A 24,433-nucleotide genomic window follows, 5' to 3' on the forward strand; every position below is an offset into this window, starting at 1 on the left:
GTTGGCTCCGATACGGGAGGGCTCGACGCGCGAGCGAAAACAAAAAAGGCCAGGCAAATCGCCTGGCCTTGGATTGATAACGTGCTTCCGGCAGTGCCAGTACATCCGTGGTCAAAGGGAAGCAGATACCGATTTAAGCGTTCTGGAGATTGCAAGCGGACATCTTGCCCGACTTGTTGTCACGCTCGAGGTCGAAGCCGATCTTCTGGCCTTCGACGAGGTCGCGCATTCCGGCGCGCTCGACGGCGGAGATGTGAACGAAGGCGTCGTCGCCGCCATTATCAGGCTGAATGAAGCCGAAGCCTTTGGTGGAATTGAACCATTTAACTGTGCCAGTGGCCATGATGATGAACCCTTTCATAGCAATATTGAAAAACCGCAACGCCAAGGCGATGCGGATGGTAATAGCGATTTTTGAAAGGAAGTTCGTTCAGGGCGCGGTGCCAATCGCGCGATAACCAAGCCAGCAAGCAAAATTCGATGCTCGCTATCTAGCTCATCAAGCTTGCGTCGTCAACCGTTAGTTTTCCATTGGCGCTAAGTTCAACTATGGGATGTCGCGAAAGCCTTTACACCAAACAGGGCGCCGCGTCCGGGGCGCGTACGCCCTTTACTTCCAGCGGGCGATGCCGACGGTTTCGGCGATCGCCTGGCGCAGTTCGTCCAGCCCATCGCCCTTTTCGGACGAAGTGGACAGCACGCCGGGATAGGCGGCCGGGCGCTTGCGGATCTTTTCCGCCGTTTCTGCAAGCAGCTTCGGCACGCCCGCCGCCTTGATCTTGTCGGTCTTGGTCAGCACGATCTGATAGGAGACCGCGGCCTTGTCGAGCAGATCAAGCACGTCATCGTCGTTCTTCTTGATGCCGTGGCGGCTGTCGATCAGCACATAGACGCGCTTCAGCGTCGCGCGGCCGCGCAGGTAATCGAAGACGAGCTTGGTCCACTTGTCGACTTGCTCCTTCGGCGCCTGCGCATATCCATAGCCCGGCATGTCGACGATGGCCGTCGGCGGCAGGTCGCCGCCTTCGCCGGAATAGCCGTCCGGAACGAAGTAATTGAGTTCCTGCGTGCGTCCCGGCGTGTTCGAGGTGCGCGCCAGGCCCTTCTGGCCAACCAGCGCATTGATCAGCGAGGATTTACCGACATTCGAGCGACCGGCAAAGGCCACTTCCAACGGCCCTTCCGGCGGCAGGAAGTTCAGGGACGGTACGCCGCGGATGAAGATCCATGGGTGGCCGAAGAGCGGCTTTTCGGTTTCGGGCATGCGGGCTCTGCAATCTCTGGGTTGGGTCTTTTACCGGGCTTCGTGGTTTTGCGGGCGGATGTCAAGCTTCGAGGCCGTTTGCAGGCTATTGCCCTGCCTCCTTCTTCCGCTGCCGGAAAAGAAAAGCCCCGCCGGAGCGGGGCTTGGCAAGCGTCATTTCGATGGCGCCGTTTTTCGTCGGAACAGACCCTTCAGATTGTCGAAGAGTTCGACCTTGACGCCGTGGCGCTTCATGATCACCGACTGCTGCGCCACCGAGAGCGTGTTGTTCCAGGCCCAGTAGATGACTAGGCCGGCCGGGAAGCTTGCCAGCATGAACATGAACACCAGCGGCATCCAGGTGAAGATCATCGCCTGCGTCGGATCGGGCGGCGTCGGGTTCATGCGCATCTGCAGGAACATGGTGATGCCCATGATCAGCGGCCAGACGCCGAGATGCAGAATGGTCGGCGCCTCGAACGGCAACAGGCCGAACAGATTGACGATCGTCGTCGGATCGGGCGCCGAAAGGTCCTTGATCCAGCCGAAGAACGGCGCGTGCCGCATTTCGATGGTGATGTAGATCACCTTGTAGAGCGAGAAGAAGATCGGGATCTGCAGCGCCACCGGCCAGCAGCCGGCGATCGGATTGATCTTCTCTTCCTTGTAAAGCTGCATCGTTGCCTGCTGCAGCCCCATGCGGTCATCGGCGAACTTCGCCTTCAGCTCCTCCATCTTCGGCTGCATGCGCTTCATGTTCGCCATCGAAGCGTACTGCTTGCTGGCGAGCGGGAAGAACAGAGCCTTGACGACGATGGTCGTGCACAGGATCGCCACGCCGAAATTGCCGAAGTAGCGGAAGAAGAAGTCCATCAGCTTGAACATCGGCTTGGTGATGAAATAGAACCAGCCCCAGTCGATCAGCCGGTCGAACTTCGGGATCGAGTAGCTGGCCTCATAACCGTCGATGACGGGCACTTCCTTGGCGCCGGCGAAGACGAGGTTCTTCAGCTCGATCGATTGGCCGGGCGCAACGGTGAAGGCATCGTCCTTGTAATCGGCCTGATAGCGCGGCTGGCCATCGGCAAAGTGCGAGAAGCGCGCCTCATAGGCCGCACTCTGCGGCGGAACGATCGTCGCCGCCCAGTATTTGTCGGTAATGCCAAGCCAGCCGCCGGTGGATTTCGCCGGCATCACGGCTTCCTTTTCGGCGGCGCTATATTTGGTTTCGATCAGGCCGTCTTCGCCGATGACGCCGATGAAGCCTTCATGCAGCACGTAGACGGAGGGTGTCGTCGGCTTGTTGTAGCGCGTCACCCGGCCGTAGGAAGACAGCGAAGCAGGCGCCTGGCCGGCATTGCTGATCTTGTCGGCGACGGTGAACATGTAGCGTTCGTCGACCGAAATCGTGCGGGTAAAGGTCAGGCCCTTGTCGTTGGTATAGGAGAGCGTCACCGGCGTCTTTTCGGTGAGCTTGGCGCCCTCGGGTGCAGTCCACAGCGTCGAGGCGCCGGGAACGTTGCCCGTTGCGTCGCTGCCGATATAGCCGAGCTCGGTGAAATAGCCGTCCTTGGTCTCGGCCGGGCTGAACAGCGTGATGATCGGGCTCGAGTCGTCGACGGTCTCGTGATAGCCCTTGAGCTTCAGATCGTCGAGGCGGGCGCCGGCAAGGTTGATCGAGCCGGAAAGTGCTGGGGTGTCGATGACGACGCGCGGGGTCTTTGCCAGCGCCTGCTCGAGCGTCGCCGTCGCGGCTGCCTGGCCGGAAGGGGCCGTGCCGCTCGGCTGGGCCGGCGTCTCGCCGCCTGCTGCCGGCTGCTGCACCTGCTCGGTCTGCTGCTGCGCCTTCTGGGCTTCCTGCGCCTTGCGCTGGGCCTCGATGCGCGGATTCATATAGAGAAACTGCCAGCCGAGGACGATCAGCACCGAGAGAGCGATCGCAATGAAGTAATTGCGGTTGTTTTCCATCATACGTTCCTGGGGCGTCCGTCTCCGGAGCGCCGGTGTTTCGGCCTGGTTTCCACGCGGGATTTCAGTTCCGCGGCCAATTCCTGGAAGGACGCGTCAAGCACGTCCCTGCGCGCGACAACCACATAGTCGTGTCCGGGCTGCATTGCAAACCCCGCATGAAGCCGCACCGCCTCTTTCAGGCGGCGGCGCATGCGGTTCCGTTCGACCGCGTTGCCATGTTTTTTGGTGACTGTAAAACCGACGCGTGCCTGGCTGTCGGGTTCCTTCCGGTCGAGGACTTCGAGAAGGAAGAGGCCGCCCCGGCGTTTTTCGCCCTCGCGTACGGCAAGAAACTGCGGGCGGCTCTTCAGCCGCCCGACAGTGTGTTTCTTCTCACTGGTCGTCAATTCGCCCGCCATCTGTTACCGGGCTACCCGGCCTTAAGCCGACAGACGATTGCGGCCCTGCGCGCGGCGGGCTGCGATGACCTTGCGGCCACCCTTCGTGGACATGCGGGCACGGAAACCGTGGCGACGCTTGCGAACAAGCTTGGATGGTTGGTAGGTACGCTTCATTTATTTTAAACACCGCGGAGTGCGGCCCTTCTTGAATTTGCATAATGCAAGGAGCGTTGTTTTTCGAACGGGCGGGCCATGAAAGGCTTGAGTGACCGAACGTGCGCGGGCTTATAAGGATGAAGCCCGCAAAAGTCAATTATGCCGGATAATTTCACTCTGCACTGCCGGCCTCGAAAGTAATTTCGCACTCTGGTGTTAAGAAATAAGGCATGCCCTGAGTGGTTGTAGTTTTGCGCCGCGGCAGATCGATCGCCCCGGTTTTCAGGTGTTTACGCCGCCCGACCGCATTCGGCACGGATCATTTCCGAAGCCATAATCGTAAATATTAGAAATCTAACTTTAATAAATTTCGCCGATATTCAACCATCGACTGGGAATTTGCTTTCCAGGCAGTGGCGTAGCTAGGAGCATTGCATTGAAGATCCGGGGCAAAATTAATCTGCTGGTTTGCGTGATGGGTGCGGTCGCACTTCTGATCGGCGCAACGGCATTGTCGGCCATGCACGAATACAGTCGCAACCTGACGGCTTACGAGCATGCCGCCGCCCGCGCCTATGCCGGCGAACGGCTCAACCGTTTCGTCACGGCGGTGGTCATGGAATCGCGCGGCATCTATGCGGCCAAGACGATCAAGGATACGCCGAACTTCGCCAAGGGCCTGATGGCCGACCTCGACGAGATCGACAAGGTCATCTCGGGCTGGGCGCCGCTTGTTCCCGAGAGCCAGAAGGCCGACTTTGCCAAGCTTGTCGCCCGCGCCGCGGAATTCCGCACCTTCCGCACGGAAACTGCCCGCCTCGGCACGGAAGTCGGCCCCGAAGCCGCCGGCCAGCAGGGCAACAATGACGCCAACCGCGCCAACCGCAAGGCGTTCCAGGCGGAAATCGATGCCGTCGTCGCCACCGACAAGGCAGCACTGGAAACCGTCAACGCCGAGATCGAGAGCTTCCGCTCCCAGGTGCTGATGCTTGTGCTCAGCATCACCGGCATCGGCATCGCGGTCGGCATCGGCATGGGCTTCTATATCGGCACCAGCCATCTCAGCCGCCCGATCAAGCGCGTCACCCATGCGATCAAGGAAGTCGCCGATGGCAATTTCGACGCCGAGGTCCCCTTTGCCGGCCGTCCGGACGAAATCGGCGAGATGGCCGCAGCGGTTGCGGTCTTCAAGGCGAACGGGCTCGCCGTCAAGCGCTTGAACGCCCAGGAGGCGGCGATGCGCGCCAAGAGCGACGACCTGCAGTCGAGCATGTCCGTCGTCGTGGCTGCGGCTGCGGCCGGCGATTTCGGCCACCGCATCAGCAAGGACTACGAGGACGACAACCTCAACCAGTTCGCCGGCAACATCAACACGCTGCTGTCGAGCGTCGATGCCGGCATCGGCGAGACCCGCCGGGTCATTGCAAGCCTTGCCGAAGGCGACCTCACCCAGACGATGAGCGGCAACTTCCAGGGCGCCTTCGCCGAGCTGCAGCAGAACGTCAACAATACCTTCGTCACCCTGCAGGCGACGATGCGCGAAGTGCGCGAGACGACGGAAGCGATGAACGGCAACACCGCCGAGCTGCGCAATGCCAGCGACGACCTGTCGAAGCGCACCGAGCAGCAGGCCGCCGCCCTCGAAGAGACCTCGGCAGCGCTCGACGAGATCACCGCCGTCGTCCAGAATTCCACCGAGCGGGCGCATGAAGCCACCATCATGGTGTCGGAAGCCAAGGAGAATGCCGGCCGCTCCGGCGTCGTCGTGCGCAATGCCGTCGAGGCCATGGGCCGCATCGAGCAGGCCTCGCGCGAAATCAGTCAGATCATCAACGTCATCGATGAGATCGCCTTCCAGACCAACTTGCTGGCGCTGAATGCCGGCGTCGAGGCCGCACGCGCCGGCGATGCCGGAAAGGGCTTCGCGGTGGTGGCGCAGGAAGTGCGCGAACTCGCCCAGCGTTCGGCAACGGCTGCCAAGGACATCAAGGCGCTGATCACCAAGTCGGGTAACGAGGTGCAGGTTGGCGTCAAGCTGGTCCAGGCAACCGGCGAGGCGCTGGCCGAAATCGGCACCCGCGTTATCGCCATCAACGACCATATCCATTCGATCGCGACGGCTGCGACCGAACAGTCGACCGGCCTCAAGGAGGTCAATACCGCCGTCAACCAGATGGACCAGGTCACCCAGCAGAATGCTGCGATGGTGGAAGAGACCTCTGCCGCCACGCACAGGCTTTCGGCCGAAGCCGGTGGACTGGTGCGCCTCATTGCCCGCTTCAAACTGTCGGATGATGCGCCGGCAGCTGTGGCGCTTGTCCGCAACGAGCCGCAAAGACCGGTTGCCTCGCCCGCCCGCCGCGCGATCGCCAAGGTCGCCCGCGCCTTCGGCGGCAATGCGGCCGCAGCCGAGCAGAGCTGGGAAGAGTTTTAAGCTTTACCGATCACGCGCCTTCGAACGCCGCCTTCGGGCGGCGTTTTCTTGTGGCGACATGACGCTGCTCGCAAAGATTTGAAAGCGGAGCATCTTGGTCTAATATAGAGCTCAGCGGTAAGGGCGGCCGACGTGCTGCCGATCGGGCGAGACCAGAATGCCGAACCAAGATCAGGGCGATAATCCTTCGGCGGAAAACCCGGCGGCCGGCGAGGCTGCAAGGGCGCCGTGCCCGCCTGCCGGCCTGTTCGGCGGCCTTTCCGGCAAGCTGCTCTGGCTCACCGTCGTCTTTATCATGCTCGCCGAAATCCTGATCTTCTTCCCCTCGGTCGCCAGCATGCGCGTACGCTGGCTGCAGGACAGGCTGAATACGGCCGCTGCCGCCGCCATCGTCATCGATGGGCTGCAGCCGGTCGAGCTGCCACGCGCGCTGCAGAAAGAGACGCTGGAGGCGACCGGCACCAAGGCGATCGTGCTGCGCAAGGACGGCACCTCGCGGCTGCTGGCGACGACCGATATGCCGACCTCGGTCGACGAGTCCTACGATCTCACCGACGTGCCGCCGGTAACGGCAATCCGCGATGCGCTCGACACGCTGGTTTTCGGCGGCGGCAGGATGATCCGCGTCTATGGTCCCGTCGGCGACACCAATACCGGCGTCGAGGTGGTGATGAAGGACAGGCCGCTGCGCAGGGCGATGTTCGTCTATTCCCGCAATGTCCTGTTGCTGTCGGTGCTGATCTCGCTGTTCACGGCGACGCTGATCTTCTTTGCGATCAACCGCATCCTCATCGGCCCGATCCGCCGGCTGACCGGCAGCATGCAGCAATTCTCCTCCGATCCCGACAACCCGGCCCATATCTATATCGGCGACGGCGGCCGCGACGAACTGGCGGTCGCCGGCCGCAACCTCACCTCGATGCAGATGGAGCTGCAGAAGACGCTGAAGCAGCAGAAGAACCTTGCCGCTCTCGGTCTCGCCGTTTCCAAGATCAATCACGACATGCGCAATATCCTGGCCTCGGCGCAGCTGATGTCGGACCGGCTGGTCGATGTCGATGACCCGATGGTCAAGAGCTTCGCTCCGAAGCTCTTGCGCACCATCGACCGCGCCGTCGGTTATACCACCGAGGTGCTGTCCTACGGCAAGGCGAGCGAATCCGCGCCGCGCCGCCGCCACATCCGCCTTTTGGAGCTGATCCAGGATGTCAAGGACATGCTGGCGATCGATCCGCTCAGCGGCATCGAATTCGCAGAGCAGATCGGCGCCGAGCTTGAGGTCGATGCCGATGGCGAGCAGCTCTTCCGCGTCATCCACAATCTCTGCCGCAACGCGCTGCAGGCGCTGACGTCGCCTGGCGAGGGCGGCCCGGGCTCCGTCAGGCGCATTACCGTCTCCGCCCAGCGCGTCGGCAGCGTCGTCAGCATCACGGTGGATGATACCGGCCCCGGCATGCCGCTGAAGGCGCGCCAGAACCTCTTTGCCGCCTTCCGCGGCTCGGCCCGCTCCGGCGGCACCGGCCTCGGCCTCACCATCGCCCGCGAGTTGGTGCTTGCCCATGGCGGCACCATCGCGCTGGTGGAAAAACCGACGGTCGGCACGCAGTTCCGCATCGAGATCCCCGATCGCCCGGTTTCGCTGGAGGATTACCGCAGCCGGACGCACATCGAGAAGTGAGGTGATTTCCGAAGGCGCGGCTACTGGCAGACAAACACGCGATTTTTTCAGAAATGCTCTTGCATTGTCCCGAAGGACGTTTTAGAGGATCGCCACGCAAGCGGCACCGCCGCATTTTGCACGCACCCGTAGCTCAGCTGGATAGAGCACCAGACTACGAATCTGGGGGTCAGGAGTTCGAATCTCTTCGGGTGCGCCATTTTCCCTTTGTATCATCAGTATGATAGCGGAGCTGCGGTAAGGCCTTCGCCGCACCTAGGGCAGCGCCGCCATCAGCAACGCTAGGCAAGACGAAACGCTTCAAGGCGGTTTCTGACTCTAATCCATCGCCAAATCTTACGCTGCGCTTATTCAGCGTGGGACGTGTCGGGCGAACCGCAACGGCATAGGACCAGCGCCCCGTGGGACGACCATCACGATTTCGATTTCCGCCAGCCAGCCGCCCAAGCTTCAAATTCCGAGCAGAACCACCGTTCTCCATACTTGGGGCTGATCTTCGTCTCTGCGTAGCGTCGCTGCCCCGGCACATGGAGGATACGCTCGCCGGTGGCGATGCTGACGTTGCCCTTGATCCTGCACGATTGTCCGGAGCCGCCAGAAGCGCCCCATGAGGCCAGCAAGTCGCTCGCGGTCCAGCCGCCGGCTGCACCAAACGCGAGCGCACCAATGAGCAAACCCGGTGCCCTGAACAGCACCGATTTCTTCTGCGGACTGCGATAACCCTGACGCATGCCCCCATCTCCGCCATGTCGCGCGAAAGATCGTAACCGCGTTGGCGCACGGCGAACATTTATCCAAAAGCGGTATCACGCCCATTCCAACCTGCCTTGCTCCGCTAGTTGGGTGATTGTCGGGGGCGTATTGCTTTCAACCTGTCGCTCAAATTCCTCGGCGGGAACATTGGCGACGCGGATAGCCGTAACCTGTTGGCCCTCGGACACTCCAGCTGCCTCGGCGGCCTCGCGCTGGGAAATCAAGCTGCCCGCACCTTCAGTTTGTCTTGCGGCATCTTTGCGGGTCACAACTTTAGGGCCGCTGGTGGCCGCAATGTTTGATTTGCGCCATGAGCCGGGTCGAGTTCTACAGCAGCAGGTCAGTGCCGGGCAATTCACAGAACGGGTTTACAGGTCAGGTGCCTGTAAAATTCACACCTAGTTGCAAACGATCATTCAAGAGCGGCACAAGCTTGCTGAGAGCATTGTTCGCTTCGGCGAAATCCTGTTGCGCACGGCGCACAAGCTCTTTTGCTACGGCCTCTACTTCGAACATCATCGCCTCAAGGTGACTACCCCGCCTGACGTCAAATTGGCCTTTGCCGTCGGAAACGTCAAACGTGTGATCTTCCCCCTGCGCAGCGATTGAAGAACGTCTAGCTTCGTACATCGTCCATGCGGGGATAATCGAGTTATGGATTTTGTCGAGAGAAGCTAGTGCGTTAAAAACATCGTCGTCCTTGAGGGAAAGCAACATCGCCATTTCGGAAGGAGCAAAATCTATTGGAGAAGGTGGATTTACTATCGGTAACAAAATCGCGAAAACCTGTTCAGTTTCTACACTCTTCCCGAATTCCAGGCGCTCATCGACGTGGGCCTTAATATGTGCGAATGAGGCGTGGATGGAAATAACCTTGAATAAGAGAGAATAGGCTTGGCCCTTAGCCTCGATCTTTCGATCCTCTGCACGCTCCTGTCGAGACGCCTTTTGCTCCTGTCGCTGGGCTATGAGCGTTATTAAGCCACCGACAACAGCGCCGATGATTGCCGCCCAAAATTCACTCCCCGGCCACGCAGCCAGCTCTTTCAACGATGCTAGAAGTTCTGCCACAGCTGTCCTCCGTAAATCCTCGTTTGTGAGTATCGCCGCGCGGCCCAGCGGGATGTTCCGCATTTCCTTCCGAATCAGGCAGCGCCGCAGTACATTGCTGATATGGCTACAAAATTCTTGTACATGGACGAGCAGTACATAGACCCTAATACCCATCGCAACGGAGAGACGTCGCGGCGCAAAAAGTGTGTATCGCTGACCGGCGTGCTGATCCCGACCGACATCCATAGGACATTCAGAAGCCGATACTACAAGGCGGTGGGGAAGGCACTCGGCGATTCAAACGACTTTCCTGAGCTGCCGGTGATCCACGCATCAAAGCTGTTTCCGGATCATAGCGACGATGTTAAGTATCAATTCCTTGAAGAAGTCGTCCAAACCTGCGCTGACCTTAATTTTCGCGTTTTCCGTGTCGGATATTACGTAACTCCGCAGCTTGTGTCGGTCTTGAAGTGCAACAAGCCACAGAAAATTCTTAACATTTGCTTCTCTAGTTTATTGTTCTGCCTTGAGGAGGAGCTTGCCAAAAACGAAATATGGCCGGTGATGGAGACTGATAACTCTTCCCATCAGGACCGTGTCTTCGCGGGCCTTATTCAGACGACCGATTATATTTCAGCTGTGATTGGTACGGGATCCCTATCTATTAACAACGAAAATCTAGGAGAACTGCACTACAGCACCAAACGGTCGGCATACGGGACTGTCACCGACTGCATTTCATATCTGCTAGATGCGAGATCATCCGTCGAATCGCTCGGGGCTATTGCGTCACCCTTCAAACAAAAGCTGGCCGAGATCGCTGCGAAGCTTGAACCGCTAACGGCCTTCAATGAGATTATTGAAATGAATTTCGAAATTCCGCCGCATGGCTACATTGCCAAAGGACCTTTTCGTTACGCCTTCCCCATTGCGCCCAGCGGGGCTGACGGCGGATAAGAATTCCAAGCAGCTGAGACCGCGTGTTCACTGCCATCCCATCCAGTGTAACCAGCCGACCTCCCGCCAGTAAATGGCGCGGAAAGTGTCTTCCCCAAATGATCATCGGCAATGAGACGGACCAGATGAAGGTACAACCATCGTTGCCTGTATGCCGACCTTGCCGTTCCCACAGAACACCGCATCGACCTGCTCGACGGCATGAACATCATCATTCTGCACGCCTTGAGGGCGCCGTGACACGCACGACTGGCTTCGACTTGGCCTCAGCTTCCAGCGCCGCGATCGCCGTCCGCTAGGCACGGCATCGGCCGAACGTGGGGTCGGTCACTGAAAACGATCGGGAAGGACGTCGATCCTCATTGGCCGGCCGTAGATTCGGCTCGCCTCCTCGGTTGCCAAGCCGAGAGCGGTTTCCAGCGGGTATTGACATTGGCGTGACCCAAGCATTTGAAAACCAGAAGGTGAATTTACACGTACTCTTAATAGATTGTGCGGTTGCAAAGCGTTGGGGAATGCATGTCTCTTTTGAATTTGCCTTGGGTCATTGGCCCAATTCCAATTGTGATAACAGTTTGGGCTGCGTACGCGTGCGGTATCGCTGTGGCAAAGCAAAGGCCAACTAGCGGCGAGGCGTTTTTAGCTGCTTTAATGTTTCCGATCGGTCTGATTGCAATCGTGTATCAGTTGTTTCTTTCAGATCGCAATTTGAATGTTGCGTTAATTACAAGTCAGTTAATGGGAAGTATTTTCTTTCTTATTATAATGCACGCTAGTGGATGGCGGCGGATAACCGAAAGCCACGATGGAAAAGAATCCCCTATTGTCATGAGATACTTTACAATGTTGGTTTTCGTGTTTGTTTTATACAATACGTTTATTTTGAACTTTCGCGGCGATGACCACTGCACTATAGCGAAATGCTTCGTTCTGGAGTGGGGCCTAGGAAGGATAGACCAGCCCTTTTCTCGGTTGTACTTGGGAGGTGCTTTTGGAGCGCTTATCTTGATAGGAGTATTGCCTATTCTTTTTAAGGGGCTTTTGAAATTTATTCGCGACGGATTTCGTATTAAATAGGGGAGAAGTGCGTCGGGTGATCTTTTACAAGAAGCAATTCGCGACGGTTGAGTGCCATCTGCAGATGCCGTCAACAACGGCTTTACAGGCATTGGACTGGCTTACGGCCTTAGGGCAGCTCGTGCGCCGCGTGATACCCAAGCGGGTTCGTCAATCGATATGATTTTGCCCTGCGCCCGCTCCTCGGCAATCTTTGCACCTTCGGCCATAATCTCGTCGTCGGTCGGCCAGATCGGCTACGTCACGGTTGAGCCGGTTGATCCAAGTGACCAGGAGGCTTGGCATAGGATTGGCCGGGTTGCTGAGGCGTTCGGCGATGTCGGCCATCTGAAAAAGGACATCATCGCCTACCTTTACCAAATCGGGCGGGTGGAGGAGATATGCCGCGCCGATCGACAGCGCAACGTCATAGAGTATGAATAGGGGTGAATACAAAAGCCCCGCCAACATGGCGAGGCTCTCATTCTGCTGATCTGACGGGCCGTTCTTAGAACTTCACGCCGACCCCGAACTTGAGTTCGTGCTGATCGAGGTCAACATCGACACCAAGGATGTCTTTCTCGCCGAAGTCATTGAACCGGTACTCACCACGGGCAAAGATGTTGTTGGTGATAGCAAAATCGACGCCACCCCCGACGGTGTAGCCGTTGAACGTCTCCGTTTCCTTATCGAACCCTGGCACGTCGACGTAACCGCGCGTGGCGGTCCAGCCAGCTGCTCCATAAATCAGAGCTTTGTCAAAGGCGTAACCAACACGGCCGCGAACAGCACCGGACCAATCCGTTCCAATGTCCGCTCCGAGCGCGTCCTTTTCATTCCAGTTGTGTTCCAGATTGCCTTCAATGCCGACAACAACATTGTCAAACTGGAAGTTGTAACCTGCAAATCCGCCGAAGACGCCGCCGTTAAAATCCTCAGAAGCGCTGGCACCACCGACGCTGAAATCACCGTTCAGCCATCCCGCGCCGCCATCGATACCGAAATACGGCCCCGACCATGTGAAAACAGGCGCCGCTGCAACTGGAGCAGCCGGGATGTCCTGAACGGCATCAGCCGCGAGCGCGGTGGTAGTGAAAAGTGCGAGGAAAGTGGTGGCAATAGTTAACTTCATTTTCGTACCCCATGGCATTACATTGCAACCAAAGGATACACCATCAGCTCAACAAAAAGCTGTAGCAATAAGAGCACACCCGCTGGATTCTGCGTATAGTACAAGTTGTCCTGTCGCCGAGAGGGCGGGCCGAAGCCCGCCCAGCCACTTAGCACCTACACCCGCGTGATCGACAAATTCGTATAGGCAGCCACGGTCGTGATCGGCACGGCCGATGCATGTGGCCTCATTCCTTGATCGGGATTCCGGCTTCGATCGCCGCTTCGATGAACGCCTGCCGCGCCTCTTCCCGGTTTCGTTTGCCCGACATGACATCCGCGCAAACCGCACAAGCCCTATCCAAGGCGGGACCCTCTTCGGTCGGCCAGTCCTCAACCAACGCCCATGTTGCGGCCTGGGTCGTCTGGATCACCACCCACTGATCCGGGCCCTCAAGGGCGATCGTCACCGGCTTCTTCCAAATGGTCTGCATGATCTCAGGATCTCCGCTCCGCTCTCTGTAGGCTGCTCACATAGCGCGGTTCATCCAGCGTGGCGAGGAGAGGGGATGAACGAGATGCTTTTCTTAGACAGTGAACTGCTGGGATATGCTTTTCGAAAGGGGTTTCGTGCCGCCGTTTTGCGCGCTTATGCGGAGCCTCCTAGAATTCCTGCACGAATTCACACGCCAGCAGGGTTTTGCCTGGCAGGGCGTTGCCTTGGCGGGCAACGATGGAGACCTTTCCGGGACCGGCCATTCCAGGTTCTGGCTGCAGATCCGCCGGCAGCTCGCGCGAATAGCCCTTGGTGGATGTGCCGAGCAGGTCCGAGGTCTCCGGCTTCAAGCCGTATTTTGCGGCCAGATCGTCAGCGCGCTCGCCTTCGACCAAAATTCCAACCGCGTTGCTTGCAAAGAAAACCTCGGTCGACTTAAAGCCATCGCGGTCTATCTGGTTCGGGAGTTTGTAGATCGCCGCACCCAAAGACGACGTGTCCGGCTTGGCCAAAGCTTCAACGACATCATAGATCTTCATTGCCGATGTCATCGTATAGGGTGGCTTGCAAAGGGCTGCGTCAAAGAACTTGTCATTGGCCGAATCGGCCAGAACCTGTCCGGCCTGAAATGCCGCAAAAGCGACGCAGGCGGAGAAGGCGGCGTAACGAATGAATTGAGCGTTGTGCATGGAATATTCCTGAGAATGCTGTAGCGGGTTGGTAGTCGTGCAATGCATCCGGATGCTTAGGGGATTCGAAGCAATTGTGCTACCTTAAGTTTACCTCTCGACATTTTCGGAAGGGCTGCCAAATGTTTAGCGGAAGGTGGCGGTGGAGACGGAAATTTAAATGATGTCACTAACCCAGGCGCAAATCGCCGAATTTCAGGGCATCGCAGGCAATGCTCCATCGATTTCACCAAGCGATCCAAAGTCTCTTCTCAAGGTCACGGCTAGCCTGCTTGATGAAGACGATCTGCAGAGCATTGCGCGTGCTGACTACGGCAACGACACCCATGAACATCTCACCCAACTCGTTAACATCGTCCGGCTGTGCGAATTGCCCTCGCCATTGAAATGGCATCCCCGCGAGGTTCTGGAACTGACCCGGTGGTCTGAACCTGGGCAACAGGATCCCGGTATGGCGGCGAGACTATCCAGGCAGTGCGCGTTCGCGTGCACGGTTCTTCTCGTCTCCTATGGCGATCCGCGCAATGCGGGTGCTTCTTATGGCAGCAACCAGACACTCATAAGCTTGGTCGGCAGCCTGGAAGCGCTCGGGTTGGACATCGAGGATGAGGTTCTGTCGCTGTTATCCTGGCTTATTCCGCGCCTGCCCGAACATGAAGCGGGAGAAATCCCCTTCTTCGGACTGGCCACGCTGTGGTTCGCGCTCGGCAGCAGGCACCAATGGAACGACGCAGCACTTCTCGGTCTCTGCGAGTGGATCATGGTCACCGAGGAGGCAGCCAGGCGCCGCAAATCCATCGTCTTGGGCGCAAGCGGATCGTGGCTGGTTTCGGGAACTGGCTATGACACCCATATCGACCGGTGGCAGAAATTGGGGCGGAAGCTGGTGGGTCGGCTCGACATGCGTCACGGCCCGGACGTCAGAGAGGCAGTTCAACTGATCGGAGCGATGCTGACATGACTGCGTCCAATGAGGAGATGGCCCAACAATTGTACAAACAGAAGCGTTATAGAGAAGCCCTCCCTCTTCTGGAGGAGGCCGCAAATGCCGGATCTGCCTGGGCTCATGGAGTGCTTGGTTGGATGTATTGGTATGGCCACGCTGTTCGAAAGGATAGAGATCGATCGCTTCACCACTACCAGCTGGCCTATGACGGCGGAGACGAGTCCGCTGCAAATCCTCTTGGGCTCAGCCATTTCGACGCGGGACGCGCCCAACTCGCGCTGGAATGGTTCCGGAAAGATCGCCATTACCCGATATCGTCGCTCTATTGGCAATACAGGACGATCGAGGCGCATCCGCATTTGGCGCGATATGCCGACGAAGCCGACGAGATTCTGTTGGAAGCAGCCGATAGCGGCCACCTGTTCGCGAAACGCGATGTGGCTTTTCGAATGATGAAAGGGCACAAGCGCTTCGGGACACGACTCCAGGGTTTGTTTCTATGGTTGGGTATCTATCCCGATCTGTTCCGTCTGGCCCGTGCCGATTCATATGATGAACGGCTTCGCTAAAGCATGTCGCGCAAAACTGTGCAGCGGTTTAGCGACCGTGACATGCGCAAAACCAAAGACAGAGATTGTCGCGGCGCCTTTTGCAGGAAGGAAAGTCATGATTGCAGCTTATATCGATGAAATCATCATGTTTTGCGCCGGCCTGTGGATGACATCAGTCGGCTTTGGTTATCTGCCATATCCCGGCAATCCGGCCAACCGGCCGCCGGTGGTTCGCCACTTCAAGTGGATGGGTCCCTTGCTGCTCGCCATCGCCATCGTTCTGGCCGCCGCCTCCTAGAGGCGCGTGCTCATGCTAGGGGTGAAGCAATGACCAATATGGTGGCCTGCACCTCGTGCGGATTGGACAAAACCGAATCGATCGTCCACCGCGGTTCATACATTCTTCGCTGCGCCGCCTGCGGCGAAGCGATTGTCGCCACATCATTCATGGCGATGCTCGACTCGGATCATCAGTGTTCGGCCTTTATCGATCCGGGTCCCGGAAAACACCCTCCGCCAGAGACGCTCGTCGCGCGTGGACCGTTCCGGCAGATCGCAACGGCAATCAGCGCTGCGGCGAGTGACGGAACGCTGATACGTCTGATCCCTGAAGCGAAGGATTGAAGCCCCGCGTCGTTCACCCTTTTTATTTTGCGGTCGGCGACCGACCCCGCTGCTGAGATGAAGGGCAGCTCACCAAGGCGCGGCCGATGATGACGCTCGGAACGCGGACGACACAGGTGGCGCCCTTATGGGCGTAACCGGACGAGAATCCTGGCCCCGGGAACCCTCAACTGTTCCGCCATCGCTTCCAAATCTTTCCTATCCGTTCCCGCCAGCACGATGCGACCATCCATGATCGGCTCCCTCATCCAGGGTTCCATGACAACCTTGTCGTTGATCAGCATCTGCGTTTGTCGTCCCAATGCCGCCTGCGTGAAATCACGGAATTTGGCAGCGCTTTCCGGGGCGAGCACGATATTCAGGCCATGGTCGTAGGAGGGCGACAGGCTTACCTCCGCACTCTTCACTTCAAGCGAGACAGGCGCGATCGCCTTGGCCGCGTCGTTGTCTGCAGCAACGGTCGTATCTTGCAATGCCGTCGGTGGGGCAGGCGGTGTCGAAAGCTCATCCAGGATGCTCGGCCCGGCCTCGGCCGATGGCAGCGGCTCAATATGCAAATCGGGCGTCTGCAACTCTTTTGCCGTCAGCACAGCGGGAAGCTGCAAGCTGGTCGGCATATCCTCGCGTTGGATGTGGGTGTACGTGCGCAACGTCGTCCCTCCTGCCTCAACGGTTACGATCTCCGACGCTTCGAGCGTCGAACCATCGTCCAGGGACACCACGAGCTCGACGCTGCGGCTCTTGCTGGCGCGTTTGAGGGAAGCCAGCTGATCGGCGGTCAGGTTCTTTGCCCGCTCGGCAAAACCGTTCATCAGCTTTGCGATCGCCGGCTGCTGCGACTGGCTGAATGCTGCGGCATCAGCTTCCTCCGACAGCGAAAGGGTTGCCGTGTGTGCGGTTGCGTCGGTCGATTCCAGTGTCCAGGTCGACGTCACCGGGACATTGACGCCGACATAATCTTCGTCTCGCGAGGTCGTCGAAGCCTGACCAATCTCCATGGTCTCCGCCTGATAGGATTGCCCTGTGGCAAGCAGTTGCGCCTCCGGCACCAAGGCGACCACAATTTGAAGAGGGTTTGCCTCGATCTTGGCGATGATGTCATAGAGCCCGCTTTCCCCCGTCACGGGGACTCCACCCGGTCCATTGGCCGCCATCTCCCGCACATGCGCCACGATCTGATCGACACCGGAGAGATCGCGCGGGTTGCCGTTCAGGTCGGTTTCGAGTTCGAGCGCAGCGGTGCCATAGGCCGTGAGGGAATTCCGATAAAGCGGGTTCATCTGATAGCTATCGGCAAGACCCGCAATGCCTTCCGGCAAGTCGGCGCTGAGGGACCAGCGGACCCGCATGCCGTCTTCATCCCGAGACACGACCGTCATGCGCTGGCGAAACGCGCCGCGCATCGTCATGGCCGAGGCGCCTGGCTTGTCGAACCAGAACGACATGTCGGTCTCGGTCGCTTTTTGAACGCGGTAGCTGCGCTCGACACCCATCGCCGGTGCGTAGCCCGGGATCTCGATGCCGCCGGCAGACCATGCCGGATGGGAGAGTGTGAGGCACAGGCAAAACCAGGCAAATCTCTTCCAGTGCGGTGATGTCATGCGGGCAGGGCCTCTGAACATTGAGGGTTGTGGGGCGCCGTCCGGCTGCCGGCCCGCGAGCATATTTGCTGATGAAGAGGACGGGTAGTGCCGTTGCCGCAATAATCGTTTTGCGCGAAACTGCTTCAGGTTTTCAAGATTGAGATCAGGAGATCAAGGCTCAGCTTCTTCGGCTATAGGGTCTCTCTCAACCCCCTTCGGATTCTCTTTTCCACGACGCGCCGTTGCAAATGATATAGGAGCATTCGTCCTTATTGCCCTCATCCCATCCCGGCCAGCAGATCACGACGCGATGGAATTTGGCGTTGCAAAGCCCGTGGTTTGCCAGCGCACGCGGATCATTCAAGAAATAGGGGCTTATGGCTTTGTCGCGGGTCCATTCAGGCACCGCCTTCCAATCAGCGGCGCCACCCTCATCGCTCAAGGGGGCGACCTGGCAAGACTTCCAGTTGGACAGCACGATGGTCTGATCGCAGGGAAAGGCTTGGACAGCGCTTGCCAGTAAGATCGAAACCAATGCCGACAATCGCCGGATGCAAACGACCACGCTCTTCTCCCTCATACCGCTTATTCGCATCGTGCTTCTACCCCCGAGATTCATTGCAGGGATCCTAGCAGAAGGGACTGGATAATAGAAGATCATAACTAGGAATATTTTCCTAGTTCATGGATCGTTCTTGCGCTAGGTTTGCCGCCATTGCAACCATGGACTGTCAGATGTTGAGCAAATTTTTTCTCAGAGATGAGGTGATGGTGTGGACGAGCTTTGGCCGTCACGCGCTGCATGAACGGAGTTCCCGCAACAGGCTCCGGAGGGCGGGCGGATACCGATCGACAACACGGGCGAGGGGCTGATGGCGGAATTCAACCCTCGCGACAAAAGCCGAACCAGTCAGGGAAAGACGCGGGCGATGGTGCGCACGCATACCGCTCCGCCGAGCGGGACGGATGACGGTAGCCTTCGCTGGCAATGGTTCACCATTCAGTTGCTGGAATCTACGGCCTTCACGACATTGAGTGCGAATGCCTGCCGCGCCTTCTTCCGCATCGTCATCGAGCACGCGTCGCACGCCGCCTTGGAAAACGGCAAGCTTGTCGTGACCCATCCTCAATTCGTGTCTTACGGCGTGACCGGCGAATATGTAGCCGATGCGATCGATGAGCTCGAATATAAGGGGCTGATAAAAGTTCGCCGTGGCCGAGCGGGCAGCGGTGTCGCGCATCCCAACCGGTTCACGCTGACTTTTGTCGGTGACCATGAAGGCGCGCCACCCACCGACGAGTGGAAGCGATGCACGGCGGAAAGGTGCCGGAAATGGTCCGAGACCGACCGCAAGATTGCCGCCGACAAACGCGGGCGCGTCGGCAGGAAGAAAAAAATCCCACTTCGGACTCCCGAAATTCCCCCGCTTCGGGATTCCGAAATCCGCCGCGCTTCGTGAGGTATCGACAGCGAGAAACGTTGAATGATTTCAATGTCGCAACCAATTTCGGGATTCCGAAGTGCTATATAGATCTTGGTGGGGAGTTACTGACGAAGACACTTTGCCACGATCAGGAACTCCGTCTCCCGACCCCCGATCTTCCCAGCCGAAGTCGTGCGAAGCAGAAGGCCGAAAGCTTCATAGAGCCAATAAAGCGGGGGAATTCGGTCCTTGAGCGCGTGCACCTGCGTCGACACATACTCGCCGACGAAGACGACATCCATGCCGAGCTCCTTCAATGTTCCTGCAATCTCCGAATGGGATGCCTCCGCAGCGTGCTCGACGCGGAAGGGGGCATAGCCCGGTTTTCCGGCGTTTTTCTGCCTGAGCACGTAGCGATAGAACAAGACGTGGGTCCACCAGGGTGTCAGATCGGTGAAGATCCCCTTGGCTGAGTTCAGGATCGGACCCTTGACGAACACCAGGCCACCGGGAGACAGGGTGTCATGGGCTCTCAACAAGGCAGAGCGCGGGCTTTCCAAATGCTCGAGAACGTCCCAGAAGACGCAGGCGTCGAAGCGGCGATCTCCATAGTCGATGGTTTGAGCATCGCCGAGGATCCGCTCAGCGGCGTCCTTGTTCTTCTCGAGCTGCTCCTTGGAGATATCGACAACGGTATATCTCGCTCCTTGCAAGGGGATATGCGTGCGAGAGCCACCTCCAACCTCAAGGATATTTGTGTCGGTCTTGCTGGAAAACGCTGATTGTGCGTGCGACAGCGCGTCGTTTACCCACGGCGAAGCCATAATCTTTCCCTCCTGAAAGATTAGCGTTTACGACTATAAGTAAGCATTAATATAATATTTTAGCAATATTTTAAACATATCTGGTTGAATGGCGCCGTCTGGTCGGAATTGGCAGGCAACTCGTCAGCCTAGTTTCGCGCAACCTTCCTGATGTATCCGCAGGTCTGATGATCTTTGAGGCGCTTCAGCCGGAGGAATGCATGACGGTGGGAATTATTCGGGCTCTGGCTGCCCTGGCGATGATGACGGGCCTTGCCGGCTGCATCGACCATGCCAATGATCCCGTGCTCCTGGCGGTCGGCGTGCCGGTCAATCCGCCTGCTGTTGCGCACGGCCTGTGCATGACTGACGGCAACGCCATGTATGACGAGGCGAGGAAGCAGTATCAGCTGCGCGCCCAGCTGACCGGATATGCCGGGGCCGATGAGCTGGAGGCCGAAACGACGGCGCGCGCCGCCGCCCATCGGCAATATGTCGCCTGCCTCTCCGGCCAGGGCTACCGGACATTATACGCGAATTGAGAACAGAGAATTCAGCTTTCCTCACCAGCGCCGTTTGAGCCCTCTTCCTGATCGCGACTTTTCACGTTTTTCGGCGATTTAGTCACGCCGGATCGCCTGCAATCACGAGTTTTGGAATTGCATGTGAGCCGCGGAACTCCACACCTGGGAAAGGCATTCTCTCGAGATAAATCCAGTAAGGAGGGTTTATCATGAAGATGCTCAGGCTCACCCCTTCCACCGCCGCACTCGGCGCCCTTCTCGCCCTCGCGTCGATTGTCCCCGCGCGAGCCGCACCCGCCCAGACGGGTTCCCCGCCAACTGTCTCGGACGTGAAAATGGTGCAATATAAACCACATGCCGGGTCCTGGCATGGCTATCAGGGCTTCCGCACCGAGCGCCCCGGCACCCGGCGCCATTCCGATGGCTACTGGTATCCACTTGCCGCTTTCGGCGTCGAGGCCGGCACCACGGGCTCCATCGTCCGCCCGCCGGTGAACAGGCCGGCAGCTCCGGAAATGTGCAACCCTACGTTTTCTGGATCGATCGGCCCCGGTAGCATGCCCTGTGACAACGGCTATTGAGCCGGCAAATGAAAGAGGCGGCGATGAGCCGCCTTTTTCTCGATCGGGCCGCCGCTCACATGTCCGTGACCCCCGCTTTGGCACCGTAGTATGTGACAGATCGCCTTCCTAACTCCGGGGCGTAAATTCCACGAATCCTCCCAAGGAGACGATCATGACCACGACTTTCAAGCACGGCCTGATGGCCGCTGCCTTCGGCGCAATCCTCGGCCTGTCGGCCTTCTCGGCCACGGCAGCTCCCCTCCAGTCGAGCGCGACGGAGCAGGGTGCAGCCACGCGTCCGGTTGCCCAGCAAGAAACCACGGTGCAGCACGACAGGCGCACGACCGGTTCGATCGGCGAGCGCGCCTCGGAAACCACGGGCTCGACACATTATATGATGAACCCGAAGAAGCCGCTCAACATGGATTGCAAGCTCGGCTTCAACCCGACGAGCAGCTCCAGCTGCAATTACTGACGAGACGCTCGGCCGTTCGCCATCGCGAGCGGCCGTTCTTCCAGAACGTCATAGGCTTGCAGATCGACTTTCATCCTGTCCCTCCAGGTCTCCAGAAATGCCAGGGTCTCGCCTCTCTCAAGATGGGCCGTCAATGATTCCCGATCCTGCCAGCGCTGAGCGACCAGAAAGCGTCCGGTCGGCCCGTCCTCCAGGACAATGCCGTAAAAGAGGCATCCCTCTTCAGTTCTCGTGCCGAGGCTGATCGCCTCAACGTCGGTGACGAAATCATGAAGGTCGGACGGATCAAGGTGGATGTAGCCCATGAGGATAAGCATGCTTGTTACGCCCCCTTCTTCAATGGCATGACCGTGAGCACGATCTTGCCTTGGATGTGGCCTTTGGCGGCGCGTTCGTGCGCCTTGCGAGCCTCGGCGAGCGGGTAGGTGCTGTCTATGACGACGCGGATCGTCCCGTCATCGAGCAAGCGGCCGACGTCCGTCAGCTGGGCCCCGCTCGACCGGACCTGGGTTGCCGAGACCGTGACGCCCAGCTTCTCGGCATCCTCGGCACCGGCAAAGCCCAAGGGGTACACCGGGAACAATGCGCCGCCGCGCTTCAGCGTGCGCAGGAAGCGACCTGATGTCGGCCCGCCAAGCGCGTCGATGACAAGGTCAATGTCATGCGCGACGTTCTCGGGTGGCGTTCTGGTGTAATCGATGAATGTGTTGGCGCCGAGTTCGCGCAAGAGGGGCTCATGTTTGCCCGATGCCACGGCGATGACGTCAGCGCCTTTCAGTTTGGCGATCTGCACCGCGAAATGCCCGACGCCGCCGGCCGCCCCGTTGACGAGCACGGTCTTGCCCTTGAGCGGCACGGGCTGATGCCTATGCGGCTGAAGCGGATTGGGCTCGTTGTGCCCCAGTTCGATCATGAACTGCCACGCGGTGAGCAGCGACATCGGCGCGCCGGCGGCATGCACGTGATCGATGCCGGCCGGCTTGAGGGCAAGATCCGACGCCGGCACGCTGACATACTCGGCATAGGCCCTGCTTTCCCCGACACTGAAAAATCGAACCATGGAGTAGACCTCGTCGCCGACGGAGAAACCTCCGACATCGTCGGCGACCGCTTCGACGACACCTGAGACATCCGTGCCCAGAATGATCGGGAACGGCACTTGCGGCCGCCATTCCGGCGGAAGCGCCCTATAGCCATCGCGCAGGTACCAGTCGGGAGGATTGATGCCGATAGCGTGCACGCGAACAAGGACCTCACCCGGCTTCGGCTCAGGCTTCGGCGCGTCCTCGTAGCGCAGCACCTCGGGGCCGCCAAAGGCATGAATCCGGATCGCTTTCATTGTTTCACCCGACATCGCTTTTCTCCATCAGGACAGATGTGCTATTGAATTCGGAGCGCTGCCCCGGTTTATCCGGAGCGTCGCCCCGTTTAAGCGGAGCACTGCCCCGCTTGTCAAGAGGTATGATGAGAGCCGACGCGAAAAAGAACTACGATCACATCCTCGCCGTTGCCCGTGAACTGCTGACGGGAGGAGGTGCCGATGCCTCGCTGCGCGACATTGCCCGCAAAGCGGGGGTGGGGGATGGGACGCTGTACCGCCACTTTCCGACGCGGGAGGCGCTGCTGGAGGCGCTTCTCCGCAACGGCTTCGACGCGCTGAAGGAAAGGGCGCACGCACTCGAAACGTCGAACGAGCCCGATGCCGCTCTGGTGACCTGGCTGCGGGAGGTCGTCGCTATGGCGCATCATTATAGTGGTGCCATTGCCGCGATGGTCGCCGCGATCGCCGACGAAGGCTCCGCGCTTCATGCCTCCTGCGTCACCATGAAAGCAGCCGGAACGCGCCTGCTTGTCCGCGCCCAGGCTGAAGGCGTGGCGCGATCCGACATGGACGGGACGGATCTGTTTGCAATGGTCGGAGCATTGGCATGGATCGGCGACCAGCCTTCGCTCGCCCCACGCGCGGATCATCTGTTCGACATCATCTCGAGCGCGATCCTGACGGACAAAGTGCGATCACCAGCTTGAAATCCGTTCGATCTCAGCGACCGACAGGCGACGGGAAGATCGGTGGCTGCAACGATGGCAGTCATTCCTCTCGCATTTGCGGCACAAATGTTGCGTCGAATGCAAAAATGCAATAAGTACAGAATCGTGCAAACTGGTGACAGTGGGTGTTGCGAAAAGCCGCAGCCAAGAGCGATTGACGCGTCTGCCTTGGAATTGCCATGCTCGCCGCGATGGTCGCATTTCATAATCAATCGAATTTCAGACAGGTGGGATAGTCATGACTGCAAAGGCCGCATGCTCCGATTTCCTGCATTTTTTCCGCTCCTGGATCAGCAACCCGCTTCGGGTCGCGGCCATCGCGCCGTCGGGGGATTCGCTTGCCAGGATCATGACCAGTGAAATTGCCGCACTCGACGGTCCGATCATCGAGCTCGGCCCGGGAACCGGCGTCTTCACCCGTGCGCTGTTGGCGCGCGGCGTCAGTGAGGCGGATCTGACCCTGATCGAGTATGGCCCGGAGTTCATCAATTCGCTGCAGGCGCGGTTCCCGACGGCGCGCGTGTTACAAATGGATGCCGCCCATCTCTCCCATGCCGATATTTTCGAAGGCGAACCGGTCGGCGCAGTTGTCAGCGGCCTGCCGCTTTTGTCCATGTCGCCGCGCAAGATCACCTCGATCATGGCTGGCGCCTTCGCCTATATGCGGCCGGGCGGGGCGGTTTATCAGTTTACCTATGGTCCGCGCTGCCCGGTGTCGCGGCCGATCCTCGACCGTCTCGGCTTGAAGGCGGTGCGCATCGGCGGCACGGTGCGCAACCTGCCGCCGGCCTCCGTCTACCGGATTTCGCGCCGCAAGCCGCTGGAATTGTCGAGCGAGCGCATCAGCTATCGCCAGAGCGACACCGAAATCGACGACGTCGCCGCCTTTTCCAACGAAACCGGCGGCTGAACGAT

At 58.9% G+C, this 24,433-nt stretch carries 30 protein-coding genes and 1 tRNA gene; 16 read left to right on the forward strand and 15 right to left on the reverse strand.

The genetic code is table 11. The annotated features are described in order from the left end of the window. Positions 1-133 precede the first annotated feature (133 nt). The 5 genes from AB8B31_RS00400 to rpmH form a co-directional block, all read right to left on the reverse strand. On the reverse strand, positions 134-343 hold the full coding sequence (locus tag AB8B31_RS00400) for a cold-shock protein (RefSeq protein ID WP_018244551.1): 210 nt from the start codon (positions 341-343) through the stop codon (positions 134-136). Between the two features lie 267 nt (positions 344-610). Continuing rightward, complete coding sequence (gene yihA / locus AB8B31_RS00405) at positions 611-1,264, reverse strand: ribosome biogenesis GTP-binding protein YihA/YsxC (RefSeq protein ID WP_011650240.1); 654 nt, start codon at positions 1,262-1,264, stop codon at positions 611-613. A gap of 153 nt (positions 1,265-1,417) precedes the next feature. Then, positions 1,418-3,211, reverse strand: a complete 1,794-nt coding sequence (gene yidC, locus AB8B31_RS00410) for a membrane protein insertase YidC (protein WP_018447746.1) — start codon at positions 3,209-3,211, stop codon at positions 1,418-1,420. Further along, the gene (rnpA, locus tag AB8B31_RS00415; protein ID WP_018068735.1) at positions 3,211-3,612 is read right to left on the reverse strand and encodes a ribonuclease P protein component; all 402 of its coding nucleotides are present in this window, start codon (positions 3,610-3,612) and stop codon (positions 3,211-3,213) included. The genes yidC and rnpA overlap by 1 nt, the downstream gene beginning before the upstream one ends. A 21-nt stretch (positions 3,613-3,633) precedes the next feature. Continuing rightward, entirely contained in the window at positions 3,634-3,768 is a 135-nt protein-coding gene (gene rpmH / locus AB8B31_RS00420) for a 50S ribosomal protein L34 (protein WP_003545006.1), read from the reverse strand. 418 nt (positions 3,769-4,186) lie between these two features. On the opposite strand from rpmH, the gene AB8B31_RS00425 reads away from it, so the two are divergent. The 3 genes from AB8B31_RS00425 to AB8B31_RS00435 all read left to right on the forward strand — a co-directional run bounded on the left by AB8B31_RS00425 (position 4,187) and on the right by AB8B31_RS00435 (position 8,061). Beyond that, positions 4,187-6,184, forward strand: a complete 1,998-nt coding sequence (locus AB8B31_RS00425; RefSeq protein ID WP_018447743.1) for a methyl-accepting chemotaxis protein — start codon at positions 4,187-4,189, stop codon at positions 6,182-6,184. A gap of 157 nt (positions 6,185-6,341) precedes the next feature. Further along, positions 6,342-7,862: an ATP-binding protein gene (locus AB8B31_RS00430; RefSeq protein WP_439007337.1), complete on the forward strand. Its 1,521-nt coding sequence runs from the start codon at positions 6,342-6,344 to the stop codon at positions 7,860-7,862. Between the two features lie 122 nt (positions 7,863-7,984). Beyond that, positions 7,985-8,061: transfer RNA gene (locus tag AB8B31_RS00435), tRNA-Arg, on the forward strand. Positions 8,062-8,275: 214 nt separating this feature from the next. On the opposite strand, the gene AB8B31_RS00440 is transcribed toward AB8B31_RS00435, so the two are convergent. Then, the gene (locus AB8B31_RS00440) at positions 8,276-8,593 is read right to left on the reverse strand and encodes a sunset domain-containing protein (RefSeq protein ID WP_439007338.1); all 318 of its coding nucleotides are present in this window, start codon (positions 8,591-8,593) and stop codon (positions 8,276-8,278) included. A 397-nt stretch (positions 8,594-8,990) separates the two neighbouring features. Then, positions 8,991-9,686, reverse strand: a complete 696-nt coding sequence (locus AB8B31_RS00445; protein ID WP_130768784.1) for a hypothetical protein — start codon at positions 9,684-9,686, stop codon at positions 8,991-8,993. A gap of 123 nt (positions 9,687-9,809) precedes the next feature. On the opposite strand from AB8B31_RS00445, the gene AB8B31_RS00450 reads away from it, so the two are divergent. The 3 genes from AB8B31_RS00450 (at position 9,810) to AB8B31_RS00460 (ending at position 12,125) form a co-directional block, all read left to right on the forward strand. Beyond that, positions 9,810-10,625 carry a hypothetical protein gene (locus tag AB8B31_RS00450; protein WP_130768786.1) on the forward strand — a complete coding sequence of 272 codons (816 nt, stop codon included), beginning with the start codon at positions 9,810-9,812 and terminating at the stop codon, positions 10,623-10,625. Between the two features lie 519 nt (positions 10,626-11,144). Then, on the forward strand, positions 11,145-11,702 hold the full coding sequence (locus AB8B31_RS00455) for a hypothetical protein (RefSeq protein ID WP_065276776.1): 558 nt from the start codon (positions 11,145-11,147) through the stop codon (positions 11,700-11,702). A gap of 51 nt (positions 11,703-11,753) precedes the next feature. After that, positions 11,754-12,125, forward strand: coding sequence for a hypothetical protein (locus AB8B31_RS00460; RefSeq protein WP_130768788.1), 372 nt, complete (start codon positions 11,754-11,756; stop codon positions 12,123-12,125). A gap of 64 nt (positions 12,126-12,189) precedes the next feature. Here AB8B31_RS00460 and AB8B31_RS00465 read toward each other — a convergent pair whose 3' ends face one another. From AB8B31_RS00465 to AB8B31_RS00475, 3 genes are all read right to left on the reverse strand, one after another. Beyond that, positions 12,190-12,813, reverse strand: a complete 624-nt coding sequence (locus AB8B31_RS00465; protein WP_018445435.1) for an outer membrane protein — start codon at positions 12,811-12,813, stop codon at positions 12,190-12,192. Between the two features lie 226 nt (positions 12,814-13,039). Then, positions 13,040-13,285 (reverse strand): DUF982 domain-containing protein, encoded by a 246-nt coding sequence (locus tag AB8B31_RS00470; protein WP_065276778.1) that lies wholly within the window; start codon positions 13,283-13,285, stop codon positions 13,040-13,042. Between the two features lie 169 nt (positions 13,286-13,454). Beyond that, positions 13,455-13,976, reverse strand: coding sequence for a hypothetical protein (locus tag AB8B31_RS00475; protein ID WP_047617204.1), 522 nt, complete (start codon positions 13,974-13,976; stop codon positions 13,455-13,457). 160 nt (positions 13,977-14,136) lie between these two features. Here AB8B31_RS00475 and AB8B31_RS00480 point away from each other — a divergent pair, with 160 nt between their 5' ends. From AB8B31_RS00480 to AB8B31_RS00495, 4 genes are all read left to right on the forward strand, one after another. Next, positions 14,137-14,937 (forward strand): hypothetical protein, encoded by an 801-nt coding sequence (locus tag AB8B31_RS00480; RefSeq protein WP_065276779.1) that lies wholly within the window; start codon positions 14,137-14,139, stop codon positions 14,935-14,937. Beyond that, a complete protein-coding gene (locus AB8B31_RS00485) occupies positions 14,934-15,491 on the forward strand; it encodes a sel1 repeat family protein (protein ID WP_065276780.1) in 558 nt (185 codons plus the stop codon). The genes AB8B31_RS00480 and AB8B31_RS00485 overlap by 4 nt, the downstream gene beginning before the upstream one ends. A 97-nt stretch (positions 15,492-15,588) precedes the next feature. After that, positions 15,589-15,771, forward strand: coding sequence for a hypothetical protein (locus tag AB8B31_RS00490; protein ID WP_065276781.1), 183 nt, complete (start codon positions 15,589-15,591; stop codon positions 15,769-15,771). Positions 15,772-15,800: 29 nt separating this feature from the next. Then, positions 15,801-16,097: a hypothetical protein gene (locus tag AB8B31_RS00495; RefSeq protein WP_065276782.1), complete on the forward strand. Its 297-nt coding sequence runs from the start codon at positions 15,801-15,803 to the stop codon at positions 16,095-16,097. A gap of 125 nt (positions 16,098-16,222) precedes the next feature. Here the strand turns inward: AB8B31_RS00495 and AB8B31_RS00500 are convergent, their stop codons facing one another. Both AB8B31_RS00500 and AB8B31_RS00505 read right to left on the reverse strand, forming a co-directional pair. Further along, the gene (locus tag AB8B31_RS00500) at positions 16,223-17,698 is read right to left on the reverse strand and encodes a hypothetical protein (protein ID WP_115157057.1); all 1,476 of its coding nucleotides are present in this window, start codon (positions 17,696-17,698) and stop codon (positions 16,223-16,225) included. A 187-nt stretch (positions 17,699-17,885) separates the two neighbouring features. Then, the gene (locus AB8B31_RS00505; protein WP_115157056.1) at positions 17,886-18,341 is read right to left on the reverse strand and encodes a hypothetical protein; all 456 of its coding nucleotides are present in this window, start codon (positions 18,339-18,341) and stop codon (positions 17,886-17,888) included. A 211-nt stretch (positions 18,342-18,552) separates the two neighbouring features. Here AB8B31_RS00505 and AB8B31_RS00510 point away from each other — a divergent pair, with 211 nt between their 5' ends. Then, positions 18,553-19,140 (forward strand): hypothetical protein, encoded by a 588-nt coding sequence (locus tag AB8B31_RS00510; protein ID WP_065275881.1) that lies wholly within the window; start codon positions 18,553-18,555, stop codon positions 19,138-19,140. A gap of 86 nt (positions 19,141-19,226) precedes the next feature. Here the strand turns inward: AB8B31_RS00510 and AB8B31_RS00515 are convergent, their stop codons facing one another. After that, entirely contained in the window at positions 19,227-19,928 is a 702-nt protein-coding gene (locus AB8B31_RS00515) for a class I SAM-dependent methyltransferase (protein WP_065275880.1), read from the reverse strand. A 200-nt stretch (positions 19,929-20,128) separates the two neighbouring features. Between AB8B31_RS00515 and AB8B31_RS00520 the strand changes: the two genes are divergently transcribed. The 3 genes from AB8B31_RS00520 (at position 20,129) to AB8B31_RS00530 (ending at position 21,469) form a co-directional block, all read left to right on the forward strand. Continuing rightward, complete coding sequence (locus AB8B31_RS00520) at positions 20,129-20,449, forward strand: hypothetical protein (protein WP_026188598.1); 321 nt, start codon at positions 20,129-20,131, stop codon at positions 20,447-20,449. 191 nt (positions 20,450-20,640) lie between these two features. Beyond that, positions 20,641-21,012, forward strand: a complete 372-nt coding sequence (locus tag AB8B31_RS00525; RefSeq protein ID WP_065275879.1) for a cell surface protein — start codon at positions 20,641-20,643, stop codon at positions 21,010-21,012. 154 nt (positions 21,013-21,166) lie between these two features. Further along, on the forward strand, positions 21,167-21,469 hold the full coding sequence (locus AB8B31_RS00530) for a hypothetical protein (RefSeq protein WP_047617188.1): 303 nt from the start codon (positions 21,167-21,169) through the stop codon (positions 21,467-21,469). Here the strand turns inward: AB8B31_RS00530 and AB8B31_RS00535 are convergent. Together AB8B31_RS00535 and AB8B31_RS00540 are read right to left on the reverse strand one after the other, a co-directional pair. After that, the gene (locus tag AB8B31_RS00535) at positions 21,463-21,786 is read right to left on the reverse strand and encodes a putative quinol monooxygenase (RefSeq protein ID WP_018447724.1); all 324 of its coding nucleotides are present in this window, start codon (positions 21,784-21,786) and stop codon (positions 21,463-21,465) included. The genes AB8B31_RS00530 and AB8B31_RS00535 overlap by 7 nt on opposite strands. A 5-nt stretch (positions 21,787-21,791) precedes the next feature. Beyond that, the gene (locus AB8B31_RS00540) at positions 21,792-22,823 is read right to left on the reverse strand and encodes an NADP-dependent oxidoreductase (RefSeq protein ID WP_047617182.1); all 1,032 of its coding nucleotides are present in this window, start codon (positions 22,821-22,823) and stop codon (positions 21,792-21,794) included. Positions 22,824-22,930: 107 nt separating this feature from the next. On the opposite strand from AB8B31_RS00540, the gene AB8B31_RS00545 reads away from it, so the two are divergent. Together AB8B31_RS00545 and AB8B31_RS00550 are read left to right on the forward strand one after the other, a co-directional pair. Continuing rightward, complete coding sequence (locus AB8B31_RS00545) at positions 22,931-23,497, forward strand: TetR/AcrR family transcriptional regulator (protein WP_065275877.1); 567 nt, start codon at positions 22,931-22,933, stop codon at positions 23,495-23,497. 259 nt (positions 23,498-23,756) lie between these two features. Then, positions 23,757-24,428 (forward strand): class I SAM-dependent methyltransferase, encoded by a 672-nt coding sequence (locus tag AB8B31_RS00550; protein ID WP_018447721.1) that lies wholly within the window; start codon positions 23,757-23,759, stop codon positions 24,426-24,428. Positions 24,429-24,433: the final 5 nt, after the last annotated feature.

Origin of the sequence: Rhizobium sp. 62_C5_N11_2 (assembly GCF_051811185.1) — a bacterium.
GTDB classification, from domain to species: Bacteria; Pseudomonadota; Alphaproteobacteria; order Rhizobiales; family Rhizobiaceae; genus Rhizobium; species Rhizobium leguminosarum.